The organism is Sphaerisporangium sp. NPDC005289, assembly GCF_040607455.1.
GTDB classification, from domain to species: domain Bacteria; phylum Actinomycetota; class Actinomycetes; order Streptosporangiales; family Streptosporangiaceae; genus Sphaerisporangium; species Sphaerisporangium rhizosphaerae.
In genome coordinates this window covers 49,804-72,899 of sequence record NZ_JBEXGS010000018.1, presented here as the reverse complement: position 1 = coordinate 72,899, position 23,096 = coordinate 49,804, and the positions used below count along the sequence as shown (strand labels likewise).

The 23,096-nt window shown below is 75.1% G+C and carries 3 protein-coding genes; all 3 read right to left on the bottom strand.

What is annotated here, in order from left to right:
- Positions 1 to 2: 2 nt before the first annotated feature.
- Complete coding sequence (locus tag ABZT47_RS27775; RefSeq protein WP_354848139.1) at positions 3 to 1,421, bottom strand: hypothetical protein; 1,419 nt, start codon at positions 1,419 to 1,421, stop codon at positions 3 to 5.
- A 126-nt stretch (positions 1,422 to 1,547) separates the two neighbouring features.
- On the bottom strand, positions 1,548 to 6,986 hold the full coding sequence (locus tag ABZT47_RS27770) for an amino acid adenylation domain-containing protein (RefSeq protein ID WP_354848136.1): 5,439 nt from the start codon (positions 6,984 to 6,986) through the stop codon (positions 1,548 to 1,550).
- Positions 6,983 to 22,978 carry a non-ribosomal peptide synthase/polyketide synthase gene (locus tag ABZT47_RS27765; protein WP_354848133.1) on the bottom strand — a complete coding sequence of 5,332 codons (15,996 nt, stop codon included), beginning with the start codon at positions 22,976 to 22,978 and terminating at the stop codon, positions 6,983 to 6,985. Before ABZT47_RS27765 ends, ABZT47_RS27770 begins: the two co-directional genes overlap by 4 nt.
- Positions 22,979 to 23,096: the final 118 nt, after the last annotated feature.

Sequence of the window (23,096 nt, the reverse complement as noted above, 5' to 3'; positions counted from 1 at the left end):
GATCACTGGACGGCGCCGGACCGGGTGAGGAGGTCGTCGTACCAGGCGTCGTAGGGGTGGTTGGTCGCGGGATAGTTGGCGAGGGGGGTCGTCGCCATGGCCGCCGAGTCGAAGTCCCATCCGCGCACGAGCCGGCCCGCCTGCCGCGCGGAGGTGATGAAGGCGGACTCGGTGGCCGGTGCGGCATAGAACAGGGCGTCCTGCTGCAGCTCCGCGGCGTCGCCCTTCTGGTACTCGTCGAAGGCCGTCTGCCGGTAGCGGACGCGGTCGCCGGTGAACCGGTCGGTGTCCACGCGCAGCGTCCGCGCCGGCGTGGGGCCGTCCGCCCCGGTCCACACGTGGACCCTCGCCGTGCCACGGGCCGAGGTGGTCTTGTCGAAGCGCGCGTCGGAGGTCTTGGCGTTGCCGCTCCACGTGACCGTGGACGCGCCGGTGTTCAGCGCGCCGTTCCACGTCCAGTTCTGGCTGTTGTTCTGGCTGCGGTGGATCTCGCGCAGTTGCGTGCCGGCCGGGCTGGTGAACGCGACCGTCGGCAGGACGCCGTTGTCGTACTGGTGGCTCGCCGACCAGGTGATCTCGCCGTCGGCGTCGAGCCGTCCGACGCGGTACCACAGCGTGGTCGCGCTCTGGGACTGGTGGACCTCGACCAGGTCGCCGTTGTCGTTCAGCGCGACGGCGGGCGTCTGGCCGGTGTCGTACCTCCCGTGGCGCAGCCAGTTCACCCGGCCGTTGTCGTAGCGGCCGGTCCAGTACCACAGCACGCCCGCGCCGGAGTCGTGCACCTCGACGACCTGGCCGTTCGCGTTCAGCGCGACCGCGGGGTTGGCGCCGAGGTCGCGTCTGTACTCCGCGCGGGTCTTGCCGTCGCCCGAGAGCAGCGCCAGCACCCGGCCGCGCAGCGCGTCCACCGACGGCGGGCTCGCCGGGTACTCCTCGGCGGCCGACAGCCGGGGCCCGAACACCGAGACGAGCTCCTGGTTGAGCGCGGTCAGGTTGCCGGCGGCGAAGGAGGGGTTGTCGGTCAGGTCGTCCTTGAGGTCGAGCATGACGACGATCGGGGCCGCGGTGGGATGCTGCCGTGACCAGGCGTCGATCACGGTCAGCCAGTCGCGCAGCAGGTTGGAGGCCGGGTTTCCCGCGTGGTCGACCTGGTCGCCGGGCGAGTCGTGTCCGATGGCGTAGTCGCGCGCCGTCGCGTACCCGTTGTCGTGGACGTCGAGCTCGATGAAACGGACGCCGTGGTCGAGCTGGTAGGCGATGGACTTCTTCGCGCCGTCCACGTCGCCGGAGTAGCTGTTGTGCGTAGCGCGGAACGTCGCCGACGGTAACGGCGTATCCGCGTAGGCCCGCGCGTTTCCGCTGATCAGCAGCATGGACGCGACCATGGCGAGCGTGGACGGCAGGGCCCTTGAACGGGGCATCCTCGGATCCTCACGTTGGGGGGTGGCGGGTGCTGAGATGTTCTTAGCACCGGGCCCGCGAGGACGGCGGCGACTCGGGATGGCCACGGAGTGAAATCCCCGTGGCCGTCGCCGTCGCCGCGCCCCTCACACCCCCGCGTGGTCTCTGAGGGGGATGCGGCCGGCGATGAGGGCGGCGATGTGGGCGGCGGGCTCGGGGTCCAGCATGCGGTGGTGCTCGGCGTCGACCGGGCGGACCTCGATGGCGCCGGCGGTGTACGGGCGCCAGGTCTCCGGCGGCGAGGACGGCCGTGCGGAGGTCACCAGCAGCATGTCCCCCTCCAGCGCGGGGGGCGGGCCGCTGGTGATCCGGATGCTGTTGACCATGACCTCCAGGGCGTGGCCGCGCTGGACCTCGTCCAGGTGGCCGAGCTCGCTCGCGCTTTCGCCGAGCAGCGTGATGACGCGCCGGCGCATCTCCTCGAGGCTCATCGCGCCGATGTCCACCGGCTCGGCGCCGTACGCCTCGCCGTAGTGCTCGCACATGTCGGCGAGCAGGACGGCGCGGTCGGAGTAGTCCTTCTCCTCCGGCGGGGAGGGGTAGGCGTCGAGGACGGCCAGCAGGCCGACCTCCTCGCCCTCCTCGCGCAGCCGGGCGGCCACGGCGTGGGCGAAGTTGCCGCCGAGCGACCAGCCGAGCAGGTGGTAGGGGCCGGCGGGCTGGACCTTGCGCACCTGGGCGACGTAGTCGGCGGTCAGCTCGGCGAGGTCGGCGGGCAGCTCGTCGCGCCCCTCGAGGCCGCGGGCCTGGAGCGCGTACACAGGGTGCGCCGGGTCGAGGTGGCGCAGCAGCGCGGAGTACCGCCAGCCCAGGCCGGCCAGCGGGTGCACGCAGAACAGCGGATAGCGGTCGCCGCCCTCGCGCAGCGGGAGGACGACGTCGAACGCGCCGCCGGCCCCGCCGCCGGAGCGCGCGGCCAGCCGGGCCGGGGTCGGCGCCTCGAAGACGTCGGCGACCCGCAGCTCGACGCCCAGGACCGCGCGGACGCGGCCGACGAGCTGCGTGGCCAGCAGCGAGTGCCCGCCGAGCTCGAAGAAGTTGTCCTCCACGCCGACCTCGGCGACGCCGAGCACCTCGGCGAACAGCCCGCACACCACCTGCTCGCGCGGGCCGAGCGGGGCCCGTCCCGTCCCTGACTCGTACACCGGGGCGGGCAGCGCCCGGCGGTCGACCTTGCCGTTGGGCGACAGCGGCAGCGCGTCCATCCGGACGAACGCCGCAGGAACCATGTGCGCGGGCAGGGCCTCGGCCACGTGGTCGCGCAGCCCCGCGGGGAGCTGACCGGCCACGACGTAGGCGACGATCCGCCGGTCTCCCGGCCGGTCCTCCCGCACCACGACCGCGGCCCGCTCCACGGCGGGATGGCGGGTCAGCACGGCCTCGATCTCGCCGGGCTCGACGCGGAAGCCGCGCACCTTGACCTGGTCGTCGACCCGGCCGACGAACTCGAGCTGCCCGTCGGTCCGCCACCGCACCGCGTCACCGGTGCGGTACATGCGCCCGGACCCGAACGGGTCGGCCACGAACCGCTCGGCCGTGAGCGCCGGACGGCGCAGGTAGCCGCGTGCCAGCCCCACGCCGGACACGTACAGCTCGCCCACCACGCCGGGCGCCACCATCCGCAGCCCGGCGTCCAGGACGTGCACCCCGGCGCCGGGGACCGGGCGGCCGATCGGCGGGTGGGCGGGTCCCGCGAGGGGCGCGCTGACGGTCGCGGCGACGGTGACCTCGGACGGGCCGTACTCGTTGATCAGGCGGCGTCCCCGCGACCAGGAGTCGCGCGCCTCGGCGGACAGCGTCTCGCCGCCGGTGACCAGGGTGCGCAGGGACGGGATGTCCCGGGGCAGCCCTTCGAGGACCGCCGGCGGGATGAACGCGTGGGTGACCCCTTCCCGTCGCATCAGGGCGGCCAGTTCCTCGCCGGTCAGCCCACCGCCGGGCCCGGTCAGGCAGGCGCCGGTGAGCAGGGCGCAGCACAGCTCGGCCACCGAGACGTCGAAGCTGGGCGAGACGTACTGCAGGACCCGGTCGCCGGGGCCCGCCGGGTAGGCGCGGGCCTGGTTCTCGCGCAGGGCGGCGAAGCCGCGGTGGGTGACCACCACGCCCTTGGGACGCCCGGTCGACCCGGAGGTGTAGATGACGTACGCCGGGGACGACGGCAGCAGCGGGGCCGCCCGGTCGGCGTCGCGGGGGTCGTGGCCGGGGAAGGCGGCGGCGTCGGGGAGCGGCCCGGACAGCACCAGGGCGGGGGCGGCGTCGTCGAGCATCGCGGCGATCCGCTCGGCCGGGTAGGCCGGGTCCACCGGGAGGTAGGCCGCGCCGGCCTTCAGCACCGCCAGCACCGCGACGACCAGGCCGGTCGAGGGGGGCAGCTTCAGCGCCACGACGTCCTCGGGGCCGGCGCCGCGCGCGATCAGCAGGTGGGACAGGCGGTTGGCGGCGGCGTTCAGCTCGGCGTAGGTCAGCCGGTCGGCGCCGAAGGCGACGGCGGGGGCGCCGGGGGTGCGGCGCGCCTGCTCCTCGAACAGCTCGGGGAAGCTCGCCACGGGCTCCCAGGGGCCGCCGTCGCCCCAGCGCGCCAGCCGGGCGGCCTCGCCCGGCGGCAGCACGTCGAGCGCGCTGATCGGCGCGGCAGGGTCGGCCACGGCCGAGCGGAGCAGGCACCCGAGCCGGTCGGCGAGCAGCCGGGCGCTCTCGGGGTCGAACAGGTCGGCGGCGTACTCCAGCACGCCGCGCAGGTCGGCGTTGAGGCTGAACGCCAGGTCGAACTTGGCGACGTCGGTGCGGATCTCCTGGCCGCCGACGGCGAGCCCGGCCAGCGCGGGAGTGTCGCCACCGTCCCCGGCGTCGTCCTGCATGGCGAGCATCACCTGGAACAGCGGGTGGTGGCCGAGCGAGCGGGCCGGGTTGACCGCCTCGACCAGCCGCTCGAACGGCACCCCGGCGTGGGCGTAGGCCGACAGGTCGGTCTCGCGCACCCGGTCGAGCAGGTCGCGGAAGGCCGGGTCGCCCGAGGTGTCGGTGCGCAGGACCAGGGTGTTGACGAAGAACCCGACGAGGTCGTCCAGCGCCTCGTCCGCGCGTCCGGCCTCCGGCGTGCCGATCGGGATGTCGGTGCCGGCGCCGAGCCGGGTGAGCAACGCGGCGAGCGCGGCCTGCAGTACCATGAACACCGTGGTGCCGCTCTGCCTGGCCAGCGCGGCGACGCCGTCACGCAGGGCGGGGTCCCAGTCGATCGGCACCTGGCCGCCGCGGTAGGTGGCCTTGGCCGGTCTCGGGCGGTCGGTGGGCAGCTCCAGCCGCTCGGGCAGGTCCTTCAGCGCCTCCAGCCAGTGGCCGAGCGGGAGGTCGGCGTCCCGCTGCCACAGGGTGTAGTCGGCGTACTGCACCGGCAGCGGCGCCCAGCCGGGCGGCCGTCCCTGGACCCGGGCCGCGTACGCGGTGGACAGGTCCCTGGCCAGCGGCCCCATCGACCAGCCGTCGCCGGCGATGTGGTGCAGCAGGATGAGCAGGCAGTGGTCGTCAGGGGCGAGCCGGAACAGCGTCGCCTTCAGCGGCAGCTCGCGGGACAGGTCGATGGCGTGCGCGCACGCGGCCCGCAGCGCTTCGTCCAGCTCGCCGGGGGCGAGATCCACCTGGTCCAGTGGCACGCGGGCGAGCTCGGGCGGCAGCACCCGCTGCTCGGCCTCGCCCTCGTGGTCGGGGAAGACGGTGCGGAGCGACTCGTGCCGCGCCGTGACGTCGTCCAGGGCGAGCCGCAGCGCCGCGACGTCCAGCGGGCCGCGCAGCCGCAGCGCGCCAGGGATGTTGTAGGTGGCGCTCGGCCCCTCCAGGCGGGACATGAACCACAGGCGCTGCTGGGCGTAGGACAGCGGGATGCGTTCCGGGCGCGGCATGGGCGCTAGCGGGGGCCCGGCCCGCTCGGCGGTCTCGATCCGGCGGGACAGCTCGGCCACGGTCGGCGACTCGAAGATCGCCCGGACGGGGAGGGCGGCGCCGAACACCGCGCGCACCCTGCTGAGCAGGCGCACGGCCGTCAGCGACTGGCCGCCGAGGGCGAAGAAGTCGTCACCGGGGCCCACTTCGGGCACGCCGAGGATCTCGGCGAACAGCCCGCGCAGGATCTCCTCCCGGGGGCCGCCGCGGTGGCGGCGCGTCCGGGCCCTGTCGGCCCCGTCATCGGCGCGGGCGGGGGCCGCCGCGGCGAGGGACGGGCTCGCGGGCAGCCCGGCCTCCCGCAGCGGCGCGTCGGGGGCGGTGGCGAGCGCGGTGAGCGTCTGGACCAGCCAGTCGCCCAGGGCGCGCGCCTCGTCGCCGGTCACCAGGTCGGTGCGGTACTCCAGCTCCATCTGCAGCCGGTCGCCGGCCATGCCGGCGATCAGGCGCAGCGGGTAGTGGGCGGAGTCGCGCCCGCCGACCCCGACCAGGCGGATCTCGGCGTCGTCGCGGCCGGGCGAGCCGCCGGGGTAGTTCTCCACGGTGGTCACGGTGTCGAACAGCTCGCCGAGCCCGGTCATGCGGTGGATGCGGCCGAGCCGCACCGACTGGTGGGCCAGCAGCCCGGCCTGCTCGCCCTGCAGCCGGGTGAGCAGGGCCGTGAACGACTCGGCCTGGTCCAGGCGTACCCGGACCGGGACGGTGTTCATGAACATCCCGACCATGGTCTCAATGCCGGGCACCTCGGGCGGCCGTCCGGAGACGACCGCGCCGAACACCACGTCGTCGCGGCCGGTGAGACGCCCGAGCAGCAGGCCCCACAGGCCCTGGACCAGGGTGTTGGGGGTGACGTCCCTGCCGCGCACGGCGGCGGTGAAGTCCGTCGCCACCTCGCGGGGCAGGTCCAGGATGAGCCGTCCGGGCAGCTCGGGGACCTGCTCGGCGGCGCCGGGGAACAGCCGGGTGGGCTCGGTGAGCCCGTCGAGCGCGGCCCGCCACTCCCGCTCGGCCTCCGCCTCGTCCTGGCCGGCCAGCCAGGTCAGGTAGTCGCGGAAGGGGGTGACCCGGGGCAGCGCCGAAGCGTCGCCCCGGGAGTGGTAGAGGGCCAGCAGCTCGCGCAGCAGGATCGGCAGCGACCAGCCGTCGAACAGGATGTGGTGGTTGGTCACCATCAGCCGGTGGTGCTCGTCGTCCAGCCGCACCAGGGTGAAGCGGAGCGCGGGCGGGGCCGCCAGGTCGAACCTGCGGCCCTGCTCGGCCTCGAACAGGCGGGCCAGCTCGGCCTGCTGCTCCTCGGGAGACAGGCCGCTCAGGTCGGCCTGCTCCCAGGGCGGCTCCACGTCGCGGTGCACGACCTGCATCGGCTGCCCGCTCCTGCGCTGCCGGAAGCTCACCCGCAGGTTCGGGTGGCGGCGCAGCAGCGCGCGGGCGGCCGTGCGCAGGACGCCGGGGTCCAGGCGGCCCTCGATCTCCAGCACCATCCGGACGGTGTAGGTGTCGACGCCGTCCTCCTCGGCCAGGGCGTGGAACAGCAGCCCTTCCTGCATCGGCGCCAGAGGCAGGACGTCTTCGAACGCTGCGCGCTTCACTGCCCCATCAGCTCCTCTTCGAGGCTGTCGATCTCGTCCTGGGTCAGGGTCAGGGACAGGTCGGAGGGGGTGTAGCCTCCGGCGTCCGGCCGGTCGGCGTGGGCGGCGAGGCCGCGCAGCGCGGTGAACCACTCCTCGGCGAGGGCGCCGATCTCCCGCTCGGTGAACAGCTCGCCGGGCCAGCACCAGGTGACCGACAGCTCGGTGCCCCCGGGGCGGTCCACGGCGGTGGCGACCAGCTCGATCGCGTGCGCCGAGGGCATCTCCGGGTCGCGGGCGACCGGGGTCGGCATGCCGCTCGCGGGCGTCCAGTACGCGCCGTCCCCGCCGGCGCCGCCTCCGCCACCGAAGCGGCCGAGGTAGTTGAAGGCGATCTGCGGGACCGGGGTCACCCTGGGCTCGCCGCCGAGGTAGCGCCACAGTCCGAAGCCCACGCCGTTGTCGGGGATGGCGCGCAGGGTCTCCTTGACCCGCCTGAGCGCGTCGCCGACCTCCGGGCCGCCGGCCAGGACGGCCCGCCGGTCGATCGGGCCGGTCCGCAGGTGCACCGGGTACATGCTGGTGAACCAGCCGACGGTCCTGGACAGGTCCAGGCCCTCGGCCAGTTCCTCGCGGCCGTGCGCCTCGACGTCCACCAGCAGCTCCTCCCGGCCGCGCCACTGGCCGGCGGCGATGGCGAGGCCGGTGAGCAGCACGTCGTTGACCGAGGCGTGGAACAGGGCGGGCACCGCGGTCAGCAGCGGCTCGGTGTCGGCGGGGGGCAGCGTGAGCGTCAGCTCGCGCGCCGTCCCGGCGGCGTCCTTACGGGGATCGAGCTCGCGGGAGCCGAGCGGCGGCTCGGCGGCGGGCAGCGCGTCCCACGGGGCCGCCTTGGCGTCGCGGGCCAGCGAGGCCAGCGTGTGCGCCCAGTGGCGGAAGGACGTGGGCACCGGGTCGAGGGCGGGCCTGCCGCCACCGGCCAGCGCCTCCCACGCCGCCTGGAGGTCGGGGACCAGGATGCGCCAGGAGACGCCGTCCACGGCCAGGTGGTGCAGCACGAGCAGCAGCAGGCCGGGGCGGCCGGGTCCGGCGTCGAACCAGACGGCGTTCACCATGGCCCCCGCGGCGGGCGACAGCGACGAGCGGGCGATCTCGCCCTCCTCGGCGACCACCGCGCGGAGCCGGTCCTCGGCGAGGCCCGCGACGTCGACCCTGCGGACCCGGTCGGCGGCGGCGACCGCGCCGGCGGGCGGGATGGTCAGGGACGCGCCGTCCCCGCCGGTCGAGGGCCGCATGCGCAGCACGTCGTGGTGGTCGAGCAGGGCCTGGACGGCGTCCTCCAGGTGCTCGCCGAGGCCGGGAGGCACGGTGAGCGCCATCGCCTGGTTGAACCCGTCGCTCGGCCCGCCCAGCTCGCGCAGCCAGTGCATGATCGGGGTGGCGGGCAGGTCGCCGGTCGCCGCGTGGCGGGCGGAGCCGGCGCTCGTGCCCGGCGTCTCCCTCGCGACGGCGGCGAGGGCCTCCACGGTCTGGTTCTGGAACACGTCGCGGGCGCTGATGGTCAGCCCGGCCTTGCGGGCGCGGGAGACGAGCTGGAGCGACATGATGCTGTCGCCGCCGAGCTGGAAGAACCCGTCGTCCAGCGACACCGACGGCACCCCGACCACCTCGGCGAACAGGCGGCAGAGGATCTCCTCGCGGGCGTTGCGCGGCGCGCGTCCCCGCGCCTCGCCGGCGGCGATGGACGGGTCGGGCAGCGCCTTGCGGTCGATCTTGCCGTTCGGGGTGAGCGGCAGGTCGGGGAGCACGACGAGCGCCGCGGGCACCATGTAGTCGGGCAGGGTCGCGGTCAGGTGGTCGCGCAGGGCGGCCGAGGACGCGCCGGGGTCCTGGGTCACGACGTACCCGAGCAGGCGCTTGGGCCCGCCCTGCGGCTCGTCGGCGATGACGACGGCGTCGGTGACGCCGGGGGCGGCCCGCAGCGCGGCCTCCACCTCGCCCAGCTCGATGCGGTTGCCGCGGATCTTGACCTGGTGGTCCACCCGGGTCAGGAAGTCGAGCTGGCCGTCGGCGCGCAGCCGCACGCGGTCGCCGGTGCGGTACATGCGCGCGCCGGGCTCGGCGGTGTAGGGGTCGGGCAGGTAGCGCGTGGCGGTCCGCGAGGGCTCGCCGAGGTAGCCTAGGCCGACGCCGGTCCCGGCGATGTACAGGTCGCCGGGCAGGCCGGGCGGCACGGGCCGCAGGCCGTCGTCCAGGATGTGCAGCACGTTGTTGCGCAGCGGACGCCCGACCGGCAGCCGCCCGTGCTCCACCTGGGCGTCGACGTCGCCGGTGATGAAGGCGTGGGTGTTGTCGTCGGAGCACTCGGTCAGGCCGTAGGCGTTGACCAGCGCGGCCCGCGGGAAGCGGGCGTACCACCGCTTGCAGATCTCCGGCGAGAGCACCTCGCCGTTGACGATGAACCACCGCAGCGTCGGCATCGCCGCCGCCGGGATGCCCGAGTCGTAGGCGTCGAGCCCGGCCCGCATGAAGGACGGCACGACCTCCACGATGGTCAGCCCGGCGCGCTCGACCTCGGCGAAAAGCTCCAGCGGGTCGCGGGCGACGTCCTTGTCGACGACGTGGGTGCGGCCGCCGGCCAGCAGCGCCGAGAGCATCTGCCACACCGAGACGTCGAAGGTGAGCGGCGCGTTGAGGACGACGGCGTCCCCGGCGCCGATGCCCAGCTCCTCGATCTTGGCGTACAGGTGGTTGACCATGCCGCGCTGGTGCACCATCGCGCCCTTGGGCCTGCCGGTGGAGCCGGAGGTGAAGATGACGTACATCAGCCCGTCGCGGCCCAGCTCGGGCCGGGCCGGCGGGTCGCCGTGCGGCTGGCGGGCCAGCGCGGCGCGGGTGTCGTCCTGGTCCAGCAGCAGCCAGGGCGCCTGGACCTCCGGGATGGGGACGGCGGAGGCCGAGGAGCCGATGAGCAGCGTCGGCCGCGCGCTGTTCAGGACGGCGCTGACGCGGTCCGCCGGATGCTCGGGGTCGAAGGGCAGGTAGACCGCGCCCGCCTTGAAGATCGCCAGCAGGCTGACGACGGCGTCGACGCTCGGCGGCAGGCCGACCGCGACGAACTGCTGCGGGGCTCCGCGCTCCATCAGCAGGTGCGCCAGCCGGTTGGCCCGCTCGTTCAGCTCGGCGTAGCTCAGGGTGAGCTCGCCGTAGGTCAGCGCGGGGGCGCCGGGCGTGCGCGCCACCTGGGCCTCGAACAGCTCCTGGAAGGTCTCGCCGGGGATCGGGGCGGCGGTGGCGTTGCCCGCCGCGAGGCGCTCGCGCTCCTGGTCCGCCAGCAGGTCCACCTGCGCGATCCGCTGGTCGGGGTCGGCGGCCACGGCGTCGATGAGCCGGGCCAGCCGCTCGGTGAGCGCGACGGCGGTGGCGTCGTCGAACAGGTCGGTGGCGTACTCCAGCGACCCGCCGATGCCGGCCGGGGTGCCGTCCTGCGCGTGGTGCTCGCGCAGGCCGAACGCCAGGTCGTATTTGGCGACGCTGCCGCGCAGCGGCTCGAACCCGGCGGACAGGCCCGGCAGGTCCAGGCGCGGGAGCCCCTCGCTGATCAGGCTGAGCATCACCTGGAACAGCGGCGTGTGGGCCATCGACCGCTCGGGGTTGACCGCCTCGACGACCCGCTCGAAGGGCACCTCGGCGTGGGCGTAGGCGGCCAGGTCGGCCTGCCTGACCCGGGTGAGCAGCTCACGGAAGGTGGGCTCCCCGGAGACGTCGGTGCGCAGCACCAGCGAGTTGACGAAGAACCCGACCAGGTCGCCGAGCGCCTCGTCGTTGCGCCCTGCGACGACGGTGCCGATGGGGATGTCGGTGCCGGCGCCGAGCCTGCTGAGCAGTGCGGCGACGGCGGCCTGCAGGACCATGAACACGGTGGTCCCGGTCTCGCGGGCCAGCGCGGCGACGCCCTGGTGCGCGCTCGCGGGGATGGCGACCGGGATGGTGGTGCCCGCGTGGCCGGCGACGTCGGGCCGCGGCCGGTCGGTGGGCAGTTCGAGCACCTCCGGCGCCCCGGCGAGCGCGTCGCGCCAGAACCGGATCTCGGCCTCCTCGGTGCCGGTCTCCTGCTGCCACAGCGCGTAGTCGGCGTACTGCACCGGCAGCGGCGTCCACTCGGGGGCCTGTCCGGCGTGCCGGGCGGTGTAGGCGGTGACCAGGTCGGCGGCCAGCGGCATCATCGACATGCCGTCGCCCGCGATGTGGTGGACCAGCAGCATCAGCACGTGCTCGGCCGGGCCGGTCCGGTACAGCCAGGCGCGCATCGGCGGCTGCCCCGTGAGGTCCAGCGGGTACCTGATGTCCTGGGCCAGCAGGTCGGGCAGATCCCGCTCGGTGGTGTCGACCAGCGTGACCTCGGTGTGGACGGCGGGCAGGATCGTCTGGTGGACCTCGCCGTCGGTCTCGGCGAAGACGGTGCGCAGCACCTCGTGCCGGCCGGTGAGGTCGTCGATGGCGGCGCCGAGCGCGCCGGCGTCGAGGTCGCCGGACAGGCGGATCGCCAGCGGGATGTTGTAGGTCGGGCTCGGGCCCTCCAGGCGGTGCAGGAACCACAGCCGCCGCTGTGCGTAGGACAGCGGGATGCGCTCGGGGCGCGGCATGGGCCGCACGGGGGGCCGGGCGCCGGCGGCCCGGTCCAGGCTCTCGCACAGCGCGGCGACGGTGGGGTTGTCGAACAGCTCGCGCAGCGGCAGCTCCACGGCCAGGACCGAGCGGACGCGGCTGACCAGTTGCGTGGCCAGCAGCGAGTGCCCGCCGAGCTCGAAGAAGTTGTCCTCCACGCCGACCTCGGCGACGCCGAGCACCTCGGCGAACAGCCCGCACACCACCTGCTCGCGCGGGTCGCGCGGGGCCCGTCCCGTCCCGGCCTCGTACACCGGGGCGGGCAGCGCCCGGCGGTCGATCTTGCGGTTGGGCGACAGCGGCAGCGCGTCCATCCGGACGAAGGCCGAGGGGACCATGTGGGCGGGCAGGACCTTGCCCACGAACTCCCGTAGGCCCTCCGGCGGCTCGCCGGCCACCACGTAGGCGACGATGCGCCGGTCGCCGGGCCGGTCCTCGCGCACGACGACGGCGGCCTGCGCGATGCCGGGGTGCCGGGTGAGCACGGCCTCGATCTCGCCGAGCTCGACGCGGAAGCCGCGCACCTTGACCTGGTCGTCGACCCGGCCGACGAACTCGAGCTGCCCGTCGGCCCGCCACCGCACCGCGTCGCCCGTGCGGTACATGCGCCCGGACCCGAACGGGTCGGCCACGAACCGCTCGGCCGTGAGCGCCGGACGGCGCAGGTAGCCGCGCGCCAGCCCCTCGCCGGCCACGTACAGCTCGCCCACCACGCCCGGGGCGACGGGCCGCAGGCCGGCGTCCAGGACGTAGAAGCGGGTGCCGAACAGCGGGGAGCCGATCGGCGGCTTCTCCCCGGCCACGAGCGGGCCGCTCGCCGAGACCCACATGGTGGTCTCGGTGGGGCCGTAGCCGTTCAGCATGAGCCGGCCCTCGCCCCACCGGTCCACCAGCTCGGGGCCGAGGACGTCGGTCCCGACGAGCAGGGTGGCCAGGTCGGGCAGGGGGACGACCGGCAGGCTCGCCAGCGCGGCGGGCGGCAGCACGGCGTGGGTGACCTGCCCGTCGAGGAGCACCCGGGCCAGGTCGTCCCCGCCGCGCACGTCGCGCGGCGCGATGACCAGGGCGGCGCCCGTCCCGAAGGCGTAGAGCAACTCGAAGATGGAGGTGTCGGTGCTGAGCGGGGCGAACTGGAGCACCCGGGAGTCCGGCCGGGTGCGCAGCCGCTCCCGCTGGGAGGCGGCGCTCGCCGCGATGCCGCGGTGGGTGACCACCACGCCCTTGGGACGCCCGGTCGACCCGGAGGTGTAGATCACGTACGCCGGGGACGACAGGCTCAGCGGCGCGGTGCGCTCGCCGTCGGCGAGGTCGTGGGCGGCGTACTCCGAAAGGCCCTCGACCCCGTCCAGGGCGCCGAGCACGAGCCGGGGCGCCTCCCCCGGCAGGGCCGCCGCCGCGCCCGCGCCGGTGATGACCAGCGAGGGGGCGGTGTCGGCGAGCATCAGCGCGATGCGCTCGCCCGGGTAGTCCGGGTCCACCGGGACGTACGCGGCGCCGGTCTTGAGCACCGCGAGCACCGCCACCGCGGCCTGCGCCGAGCGGGGCAGCGCGACGGCGACGTGCGACTCCGGGCCGGCGCCGTACCGGTCCACCAGCAGGCGGGCCAGCCGGTTGGCCACCGCGTTGACCTCGCCGTAGGTGAGGACGTGCCCGCCGGACACCAGCGCGGGCGCCTCGGGCGCGCGGGCCGCCTGGGCCTCGAACAGCGCGGGGATCGTCGCCGGCTCTACCGGGGAGGCGGTGTCGTTCCACTCCACCAGCAGCCGCGCCCGCTCGGCGGGCGAGAGCACCTCGACCTCGCCGAGGCGGCGGTCGGGGGCGGCCGCCACCGACCCGAGCAGCCGGCGGAACCGCTCGGCGATGCCCTGCGCCGTCGCCCGGTCGAAGATGTCGGTGGCGAACTTGACGATGCCCTCCATGCCGGTGGGCGTGCCGTCGGCGGCGTAGGTCTCGGTCAGGCCGACCCACAGGTCGAACTTGGCCGAGCCGGGGTCGGGGCTGTCCACCTCGACCGACAGGCCCGGCAGGCGGACGTTGCCGCCGACCACGTCCCGGTCCACGGTGAGGGTCACCTGGTACAGGGGCGCGTGGCTCATCGACCGGGCCGGGTTGAGCGCGTCCACGACCTTGTCGAAGGGCACGTCGGCGTTGGCGTAGGCGGCCAGGTCCACCTCGCGCACCCGGTCGAGCAGCTCGCGGAAGCTCGGGTCGCCGGAGGTGTCGGCGCGCAGCACGACCATGTTGATGAAGAAGCCGACCACCCTGTCCAGGGCCTCGTCCGCGCGTCCGGCGACGCCGGTGCCGATGGTGATGTCGGTGCCCGAGCCGAGCCGGGTCAGCAGCCCTGCGAGCGCGGCGTGCATCACCATGAACAGCGTGGCGCTGCTGCGGCGGGCCAGCTCGATGAGGTCCCAGTGCAGCTCGGCGCCGATCTGGAAGGTGACCCGCTCGGCGGTGCCGTGGCGGCGGGCGGGGCGCGAGCGGTCGGCGGGCAGCTCCAGCGGCTCGGGGGCGCCGGCGAGCCGGTCGCGCCAGTGGTCGAGCTGCCGTGAGATCGGGCTGGCGGGGTCGGCCTCGCTGCCCAGCGCCGCCGCCTGCCAGAGGGTGTAGTCGGCGTACTGCACCGGCAGCGGCTCCCAGTCGGGGGCGGTGCCGGCCAGGCGTGCGGCGTAGGCGGTGGACAGGTCGCGGCTCAGGGTGCCCATCGAGACGCCGTCGGTGGCGATGTGGTGCAGCAGGAGCAGCAGGCAGTGCTCCTGCGCGCCGAGCGCGAACAGCGTCGCCCTGATCGGCAGGTCGCCGGCCAGGTCGAAGGTGTGCCGGAGCGCCTCGCCCATGAGCGCGGGCAGCTCGTCGCGGCCGGCGGGCACGACGTCGAAGGCGGGACGGGCCTGGCCCGCGGGGTGGATCCGCTGGTAGGGGCGGCCGCCGTCGTCCAGGTAGACCGTGCGCAGCGCCTCGTGCCGCTCGACCAGGTCGGCCAGCGCGGCCGACAGGGCCGTGGCCGACAGCGCCCCCGACAGGCGCAGCACGAGCGGGACGTTGAACGTCGGGCTCGGCCCCTCCAGCCGGTGCAGGAACCACAGGCGCTGCTGGGCGTAGGACAGCGGGACGCGCTCGGGCCGCTCCATCGGCGCCAGCGCGGGCCCGTCGTCCTTGGTGGCGCGCAGCCGGTCGACCAGCGCGGCGACGGTGGGGGTGCGGAACAGGTCGCGGACCCGCAGCTCGGTGCCGAGGGTGCTCCTGATCCTGCTGACCAGCCGGGTGGCAAGCAGCGAGTGGCCGCCGAGTTCGAAGAAGTTGTCCTCGACCCCGACGTGCGGCACGCCGAGGATCTCGGCGAACAGCCCGCACATGATCTCCTCGCGGGCCGTGCGCGGCGCCCGGCCGCCCGAGCGGGTGGCGAACTCCGGCGCGGGCAGCAGCTTGCGGTCGAGCTTGCCGTTGGGCATGACCGGCAGCGCGTCGAGCGTCACGCACGCGGCGGGCACCATGTACTCGGGCAGGGTGGCGCCCACGTGCGCGCGCAACTGCCCCGGCTCGGGGGCCTTGGCCGAGGCCGCGACCAGGTAGGCGACGATGCGCCGGTCGCCGGGCCGGTCCTCGCGCACGATGACGGCGGCCTGCCTGACCTGCGGGTGGCGCGACAGCGCGGCCTCGATCTCGCCGAGCTCGACGCGGAAGCCGCGCACCTTGACCTGGCTGTCCACCCGGCCGACGAACTCCAGCTGCCCGTCGGCCCGCCACCGCACCGCGTCGCCCGTGCGGTACATGCGCCCCGCGCCGAACGGGTCGGCCACGAACCGCTCGGCCGTGAGCGCCGGGCGGCGCAGGTAGCCGCGCGCCAGCCCCTCGCCGGCCACGTACAGCTCGCCGACCACGCCGGGGGCGACCGGCCGCAGGCTCGCGTCCAGGACGTAGACCCGGGTGTCGCACAGGGGCGAGCCGATCGGCGGGTTCTCCCCCGGCGTCAGGGCGCCGCTCGCGGTGGCCCAGATCGTGGCCTCGGTGGGGCCGTAGCCGTTGAGCATGAGCCGGCCCTCGCCCCACCGGTCCACCAGCTCGGGGCCGACGACGTCTCCGCCGGTCAGCAGGGTGGTCAGGTGGGGCAGCGGGGTGGGCGGGACGCTGGCCAGGGTCGCCGAGGGGATGACCGCGTGGGTGATCCGCTGGGCCGACAGCAGTTCGGCCAGGTCGTCGCCGCCGCGCACGTGCGGCGGCGCGACCACCAGGGCTCCCCCGGCGCCGAAGGCCATCAGCGTCTCCATGACCGAGACGTCGAAGCTCGGGGAGGCGAGCTGGAGCACCCGGCCGCCGTCGTGGACCAGCAGGCGATCGCGCATCGAGGCGACGGTGGTGGCGATGCCGTGGTGGGTGACCACCACGCCCTTGGGACGCCCGGTGGAGCCGGAGGTGTAGATCACGTAGGCCGGGTGGGACGGCTCCAGCGGCGCGGTCCGCTCGTCGTCCGCCAGGTCGCCCGAGGCGTACCCGTTCAGCCCGTCGAGGTCGGAGAGCGCGTCGAGCACCAGCCGGGGCACCTCTCCGCCGGTCTCGGCGGCCGCGCCGGTGATCACCAGGGACGGCCGGGTGTCGGCCAGCATGAACGCGATGCGTTCGGCCGGGTAGTCGGGGTCGACCGGGACGTAGGCCGCGCCGGTCTTGACCACCGCGAGCACCGCGGCGACGGCCTCCACCGAGCGCGGCAGCGCGACGGCGACGTGCGACTCCGGGCCGGCGCCGTACCGGTCCACCAGCAGGCGGGCCAGCCGGTTGGCCGCGGCGTTCAGCTCGGCGTAGGTGAGCGTGCGCTCGCCGGACACCAGCGCGGGCGCCTCGGGCGTGCGGGCCGCCTGGGCCTCGAACAGCGCCGGCATCGTCACCGGGGCGGCGAGGGACGCAGTGTCGTTCCACTCCACCAGCAGCCGCGCCCGCTCGCCGGCCGACAGGATGTCCACCGCGCCCATCCGGCCGTCCGGGTCGGCGACCATCGCGGCCAGCATCCGGCAGAAGCGCTCGGCGATGCCCTCGGCCGTCGCCCGGTCGAACAGGTCGGTGGCGAACTTCAGGCCGACCTTCATCCCGCCGGGCGTCCGCCCGGTCAGCGGGTCCTCCTCGTGCGCCTCCTCCAGGAAGAACATCAGGTCGAACTTGGCCGCCTCCAGCTCGACGTCCGGCGGGCCGACCGTCAGCCCGGGCATCCGCGCCTGGGCGCCGGCGTAGTTCTGCAGCACGATGCTGACCTGGAACAACGGGTGGTGGGCCAGCGAGCGGGCCGGGTTGACGACGTCGACCAGCCGCTCGAAGGGGAGGTCCTGGTTGGCGTAGGCCACCAGGTCCACCTCGCGCACCCGGTCGAGCAGCTCGCGGAAGGTCGGGTCGCCGGAGGTGTCGGTGCGCAGCACCATTGTGTTGACGAAGAAGCCGACCAGGTCGTCGAGGTTCTCGTGGCTGCGCCCGGCCAGGCCGGTGCCGATCGGCAGGTCGGTGCCGGCGCCCATCCGCGTGAGCAGCGCGGCGAAGGCGGCGTGGGCGACCATGAACACGGTGACCCCGGCCTGGTGGGCCAGGGTGACCAGGTCGCGGTGCAGCGCGGCGTCGACGTGGCGGGTGACCATCTCGCCGCGGTTGGAGGCGACGGCCGGACGCGGGCGGTCCAGCGGCAGTTCCAGCAGCTCGGGCATGCCGGCCAGGGCGGCGCGCCAGTGCCCGACCTGCCGCGCCAGCGCGCTGCCGGGGTCGTCCTCGCGGCCGAGCGTCCTGGTCTGCCAGAGCGCGTAGTCGGCGTACTGCACCGGCAGGGGAGGCCACGCGGGCGCGGCGCCGCCGATGCGGGCGGTGTAGGCCTCGGCCAGATCGCGCAGCAGCGCCCGCCACGACCAGCCGTCGCAGGCGACGTGGTGGATGACCAGGTGCAGGACGTGCTCGCGCTCGCTCAGCGAGAACAGCCCGACCCTGATGGGCGGCTGCTCGGCGAGCCGGAAGGAGCGGTGGCCGAACGCGGCGAGCGCCTCCTTCAGCTCCTCGGGCCGGACGCCGGTGAAGGCCACCTCGATCTCCGCGTCCTGCGGGGCCAGCACCACCTGGTACGGCTCGCCGTCCTCGCTGCGGATCAGCGTGCGCAGCACCTCGTGCCTGCCCACGACGTCCAGGACGGCGGCGCGCAGGGCGTCCTTGTCGACCGGGCCGTCGAGGCGCAGCACGGTCGGGATGTTGTACTGCGGGTTGTCCTCGTCGAGCCGGTGGATGAACCACACGCCGCGCTGGGCGTAGGACAGGGGGATGCGCTCGGGGCGCGGCTCGGGCTCCGGCTTCGACCGGCCCCGGCCCGCCAGGTCGATGCGTTCGACCAGCGCGGCCGGGGTCGGCGCCTCGAACGCCTCGCGGACGCCGAGCTCGACGCCGAAGACCGAGCGCACGCGGGCGACCAGCCGGGTCACCAGCAGCGAGTGGCCGCCGAGCTCGAAGAAGTTGGCGTCGGTGCCGACCTGGGGCAGGCCGAGCAGCTCGGCGAACAGGCCGCAGACGATCTCCTGCTGCGGGGTGCGCGGAGCGGACCCGCCGACCGGGGCGGCCGGTCCGGGCGCGGGCAGCGCGGCGCGGTCGAGCTTGCTGTTGGCGGTCAGCGGCAGCGCGTCGAGCACCACCACGGCCGAGGGCACCATGTAGGCGGGCAGCATGGCCCGGGCGTGGCCGAGCAGGTCCACCGGCTCGCCGGGGGTGAGCCTGACGTAGGCGACCAGGCGCTGGTCGCCGGGCCGGTCCTCGCGGACGATCACCGCGGCGGCCGACACCCGGGGGTGCTCGCCGAGCACCGACTCGATCTCGCTGAGCTCGATGCGGAACCCGCGCACCTTCACCTGGTGGTCGACGCGCCCGGCGAACTCCATCTGGCCGTCGGGCCGCCAGCGGGCCAGGTCGCCCGAGCGGTACATCCGCGTCCCGGCGGCGAACGGGTCGGCCACGAACCGCTCGGCGCTCAGCCCCGGCCGGTTCAGGTAGCCGCGGCTGACCAGGTCACCGGCGATGTAGAGCTCGCCGACCACGCCGGGCGGCACCGGGCGCAGCGCGGCGTCCAGGACGTACAGCCGGGTGTTCCAGATGGGCCGGCCGATGGGGACGACGCCCGCGGGCACCCGGTCGCCGGGCTCGACGCGGTACTCCATGCAGCCCACGGTGGTCTCCGTGGGACCGTACTCGTTGATCACGGTGGCCGACGGGTGGCGGCGGCGCCACTCGTCCAGCACCTCCCCCATGAGCGACTCCCCGCCCAGCACGAGCTGCGCCGAGGGGGAGAACCGGTCGGGCAGGCCGATGAGCAGCGGCAGGTGGCTCGGGGTGGCCTTGACGAAGTCCGGGCGGGCCATGGCGGCCGCGGCGGCGTCGCCGTCGTCCAGGTCCACCAGGTGCGCGCACCCGCCGCTGGTCAGCGGCCCGAACAGGCCGGTGACGGTCAGGTCGAAGGAGACCGGCGAGTGCACCAGGGCGCGGCCGTCGACGCTGTGGTAGGTGTGCCGCGTCCAGGCCAGGTACTGGTTGAGCGAGCGGTGCTCGACCACGACGCCCTTGGGCCGGCCGGTCGAGCCGGAGGTGTAGATGACGAACGCCGGGTTGGCGGGCGTCAGGCCGCGGTCGAGGGGCCCGGCGGGCAGCGCGGCGGCCTCGGCCTCCAGCGCGGCCAGGTCCCGCGGCGCGGCCAGGGTGAGGACGGGGGCGACGTCGTCCAGCATGAAGCGCACGCGCTCGGCGGGCAGGGCGGGGTCGACGGGCAGGTAGGCGCCGCCGGCCTTGGCGATGGCGAGCAGGGCGACCACCAGGGAGGCCGACCTGGGCAGCGCGACGGCGACGAACCGCTCGGGGCCCACGCCGCGCCCGGCCAGCAGCCGCGCCAGCCGGGAGGCGCGGGCGTCCAGCTCGGCGTAGGTGAGGATCTCCCCGCCGCACTCCACGGCCGCCGCGCCGGGGGTGCGGGCCGCCTGCGCCTCGAACAGCTCGGGCAGGGTCGCGTCGGGCACGGGGTGGGCGGTGGCGTTCCACTCCTCCAGCAGCGTGTCCCGCTCGCCCGGGGTGAGCAGGTCCAGCTCGCCGATGGGCCGCGCCGGGTCGCGCACGGCGCCTTCGAGCAGCCGCACCAGCCGCGCGGCCAGCACCTCGGCGCTGCGCTCGTCGAACAGGTCGGTGGCGTAGTCCAGGGCGCACTCGACCTCGCCGGCCCCGCCCCACTCGGCGGGCTCCCTGACGAAGAAGCTGAGGTCCACCTTGGCCGCGCCGGTGTGCACGGTGGGCTCCACCGAGAGCGACAGCTCCGGGCCGAGCAGCGGCGCGCGCAGACTGCGCTCGAAGGTCAGCATGACCTGGAACACCGGGTGGTAGGACAGGGACCTGACCGGGTTGACGGCCTCCACGACGCTCTCGTACGGCGCGTCGGCGTTGGCGTAGGCCGCCAGGTCGGCCTCGGTCACCCGGGCGAGCAGCTCGCGGAAGCCCGGGTCGCCGGAGGTGTCGGTGCGCAGCACCAGCGTGTTGAGGAACTTGCCGACGAGCCCGTCCAGGGCCCGGTCCCCGCGGCCGGCGGTGGCCGTGCCGATGGGGATGTCGGTGCCGGCGCCGAGCCGGGTGAGCAGCGCGGCCACGGCGGCCTGGACGACCATGAACACGGTCGAGCCGTCGCGCCGGGCGAGCGCGACCAGGTCGCGGTGCAGGCCCTCGGGGAGAGCGAAGGTCACCCTGGCGCCGCCGTTGCCGGCCACGGCCGGGCGGGGACGGTCCAGCGGCAGCTCCAGCAGCGCGGGGCCGCCGGCCAGAGTCTCGCGCCAGAACGCCACCTGGCGGGCGGCCGGGCTCGTCGCGTCGTCGAGGTCGCCGAGCAGCTCGCGCTGCCACAGGGTGTGGTCGGCGTACTGGATCCGCGGCGCTTCCTGTGCCTCCGCGCGCCCGGTGCGGTGGGCGTAGGCGGCGGCCAGGTCGTCCAGCAGCGGCTGCTCCGACAGGCCGTCGCTGGCGATGTGGTGGGTGACCAGCATGAGCACGTGCTCGCGCTCGCCGAGCCTGAACAGGGTCGCCCGGAACGGCGCCTCGCGGGTGAAGGCGAACGGCCGCGCGGCCTCGGCGGCCAGCGCCTCGGCGAGGTCACCGGTCATGACGGGCACCACGGGCAGCTCGGGGACGGCGGCCCCCGGGTCCAGGGCGAGCTGGTACGGCTCGCCGTCGAGGTCGGGGTAGATGGTGCGCAGCGGCTCGTGGCGGGCCACGACGTCGGCGACGGCCCGGCCGAGCGCCGCGGCGTCGACCCGGCCGGTCAGCCGCACGGCGAGCGGGAGGTTGTAGGTCGCGCTGGGCCCTTCCAGGCGGTGCAGGAACCACAGCCCACGCTGGCCGGCGGACAGCGGCATCCGCTCGGGCCGGGGGCGGGCGGTGAGCGCGGGCCTGCGGCCCCTGGCGGCGGTGGCGACGCGGCCGGCGAGCGCCTCGGGGGTCGGCGCCTCGAACAGGGCGCGCAGCGGCAGCTCGACGTCGAACGCCTCGCGGACCATGCCGACCAGGCGGGTGGCCAGCAGGGAGTGCCCGCCGAGCTCGAAGAAGTTGCCGTCCACGCCGACGCCCGCCGCGCCGATGCCGCCGTCGACGCCCTCTGTGCCGTCCGCGCCGTCCGCGCCTTCCGCGCCTTCGATGCCGAGCGCGTCGGCGAACAGGCGGCACAGCAGCTCCTCCGCGGCGGTGCGCGGGGCGCGTCCGGGGGCGGCCTGGACGGGCGGCGCGGGCAGCGCGCGGCGGTCGAGCTTGCCGTTGGCGGTGAGCGGCAGGGCGTCCAGCACCACCACGGCGGAGGGCACCATGTACGCGGGCAGGGCGGCCCCGGCGTGCTCCAGCACGGCGGCCTTCATCCGCTCGACAGGGCCGGCGTGCCCGCCGTTCGGGCCGTCCACGCTGTCCGTGCCGTTCAGGCCGTCCGCGCGCGGGGTGACGTAGGCGACGATGCGCTGGTCGCCCGCGCGGTCCTCGCGCACGATCACGGCCACCTGGGCGACCCCGGGATGGCCGCCGATGACGGCCTCGATCTCGCCGAGCTCGATGCGGTGCCCGCGCACCTTGATCTGGTCGTCGACGCGGCCGGCGAACTCCAGCACCCCGTCCTCGCGCCACCGGGCGAGGTCGCCGGTGCGGTACATCCGCTCGCCGGGCACGCCGGAGGGGTCGGGGACGAACCGCTCGGCGGTGAGCCCGGGCCGGTTGACGTACCCCCGGGCCAGGCCGGTGCCGGCGATGTACAGCTCGCCGACCTCGCCGGGCGGCAGCGGGCGCAGCTCGGCGTCCAGCACGTGGACCCGGGTGTCGTCCATCGGCCGGCCGAGCGGCAGGACGCCGTCGGGCACCCGCTGTCCCGGCTCGACGCGGTACTCGGCGACGTTGACGGTGGCCTCGGTGGGCCCGTAGACGTTGATCACGGTGACGCCGGGGTGGCGCTCGCGCCAGCCGCGCAGCGCCTCGCCGCGCAGGGCCTCGCCGCCGAACATCAGCTCGCGGGTCGGGGAGAACCGCTCAGGCAGGATGTCCAGCAGCGGCAGGTGGCTCGGAGTGGCCTTGAGGAAGGTGCACGCGCCGGCGTCGCCGGGCACGCCCTCCTCGGCGAGCGGCGACACCCGGACGCACCCGCCCGCGACCAGCGGCGCCCACAGCGAGGTCACGGTCATGTCGAAGGACACCGAGGAGTGCCACAGCGACTCCCCGGCCAGGCTCGGGTAGGCGCGCAGCGACCACAGCAGGTAGTCCGAGAGCGCGCCGTGCCCGATGACCACGCCCTTGGGCCGGCCGGTGGAGCCGGAGGTGTAGATGACGTAGGCGGGGTGACCGGCGGGCGCCAGCAGCGGCTCGCCGGGCCACGGCTGCCCGCCGTCGTCCTCGGCGAGCTCCTCCACCAGGACCCGCGGCCCCTCGTCCGGCACGGCGGCCGCCGCGGCGCCGCCGGTCAGCACGCACACCGGCCGCGCTTCCCGCAGCATGAACGACACACGGTCACGCGGGTACTCGACGTCGATCGGCAGGTAGGCCGCGCCCGTCTTCAGCACGGCCAGCAACGCCACGACCAGGTCCGCCGAACGCGGCAGCGCCACGGCGACCAGGCGCTCGGGACCGGCCCCGAGCGCGGCCAGGCGGGAGGCGAGGCGGCCGGCCCGGCGGTCGAGCTCGGCGTAGGTCAGCTCGGTGCCGGCGAAGCGGACCGCGGGGGCGTCCGGCGTACGGCGTGCCTGGGCGGCGAACAGGCCAGGAAGCCACTCGGCGGGGCGCGCCGCGTCGTCGCCGTGCGGGTCGTGCAGCAAATCCTGGTCCATAAGCATGCCAGCCATCACTCGACTCCTAGTCACTATTCGCGCCACGACGAACCGAGTCTAAAAACACGCCGTTTCGTCTTGTTATCGGGCGCGCATCACCGATCGAATTCCGCATTCTCGTCCGCGCATTTCC

Excerpts from the sequence above, each read along its gene's own strand:
- ABZT47_RS27775 (WP_354848139.1), bottom strand. The coding sequence starts at position 1,421 with ATGCCCCGTTCAAGGGCCCTGCCGTCCACGCTCGCCATGGTCGCGTCC.
- ABZT47_RS27765 (WP_354848133.1), bottom strand. The coding sequence starts at position 22,978 with ATGGCTGGCATGCTTATGGACCAGGATTTGCTGCACGACCCGCACGGC.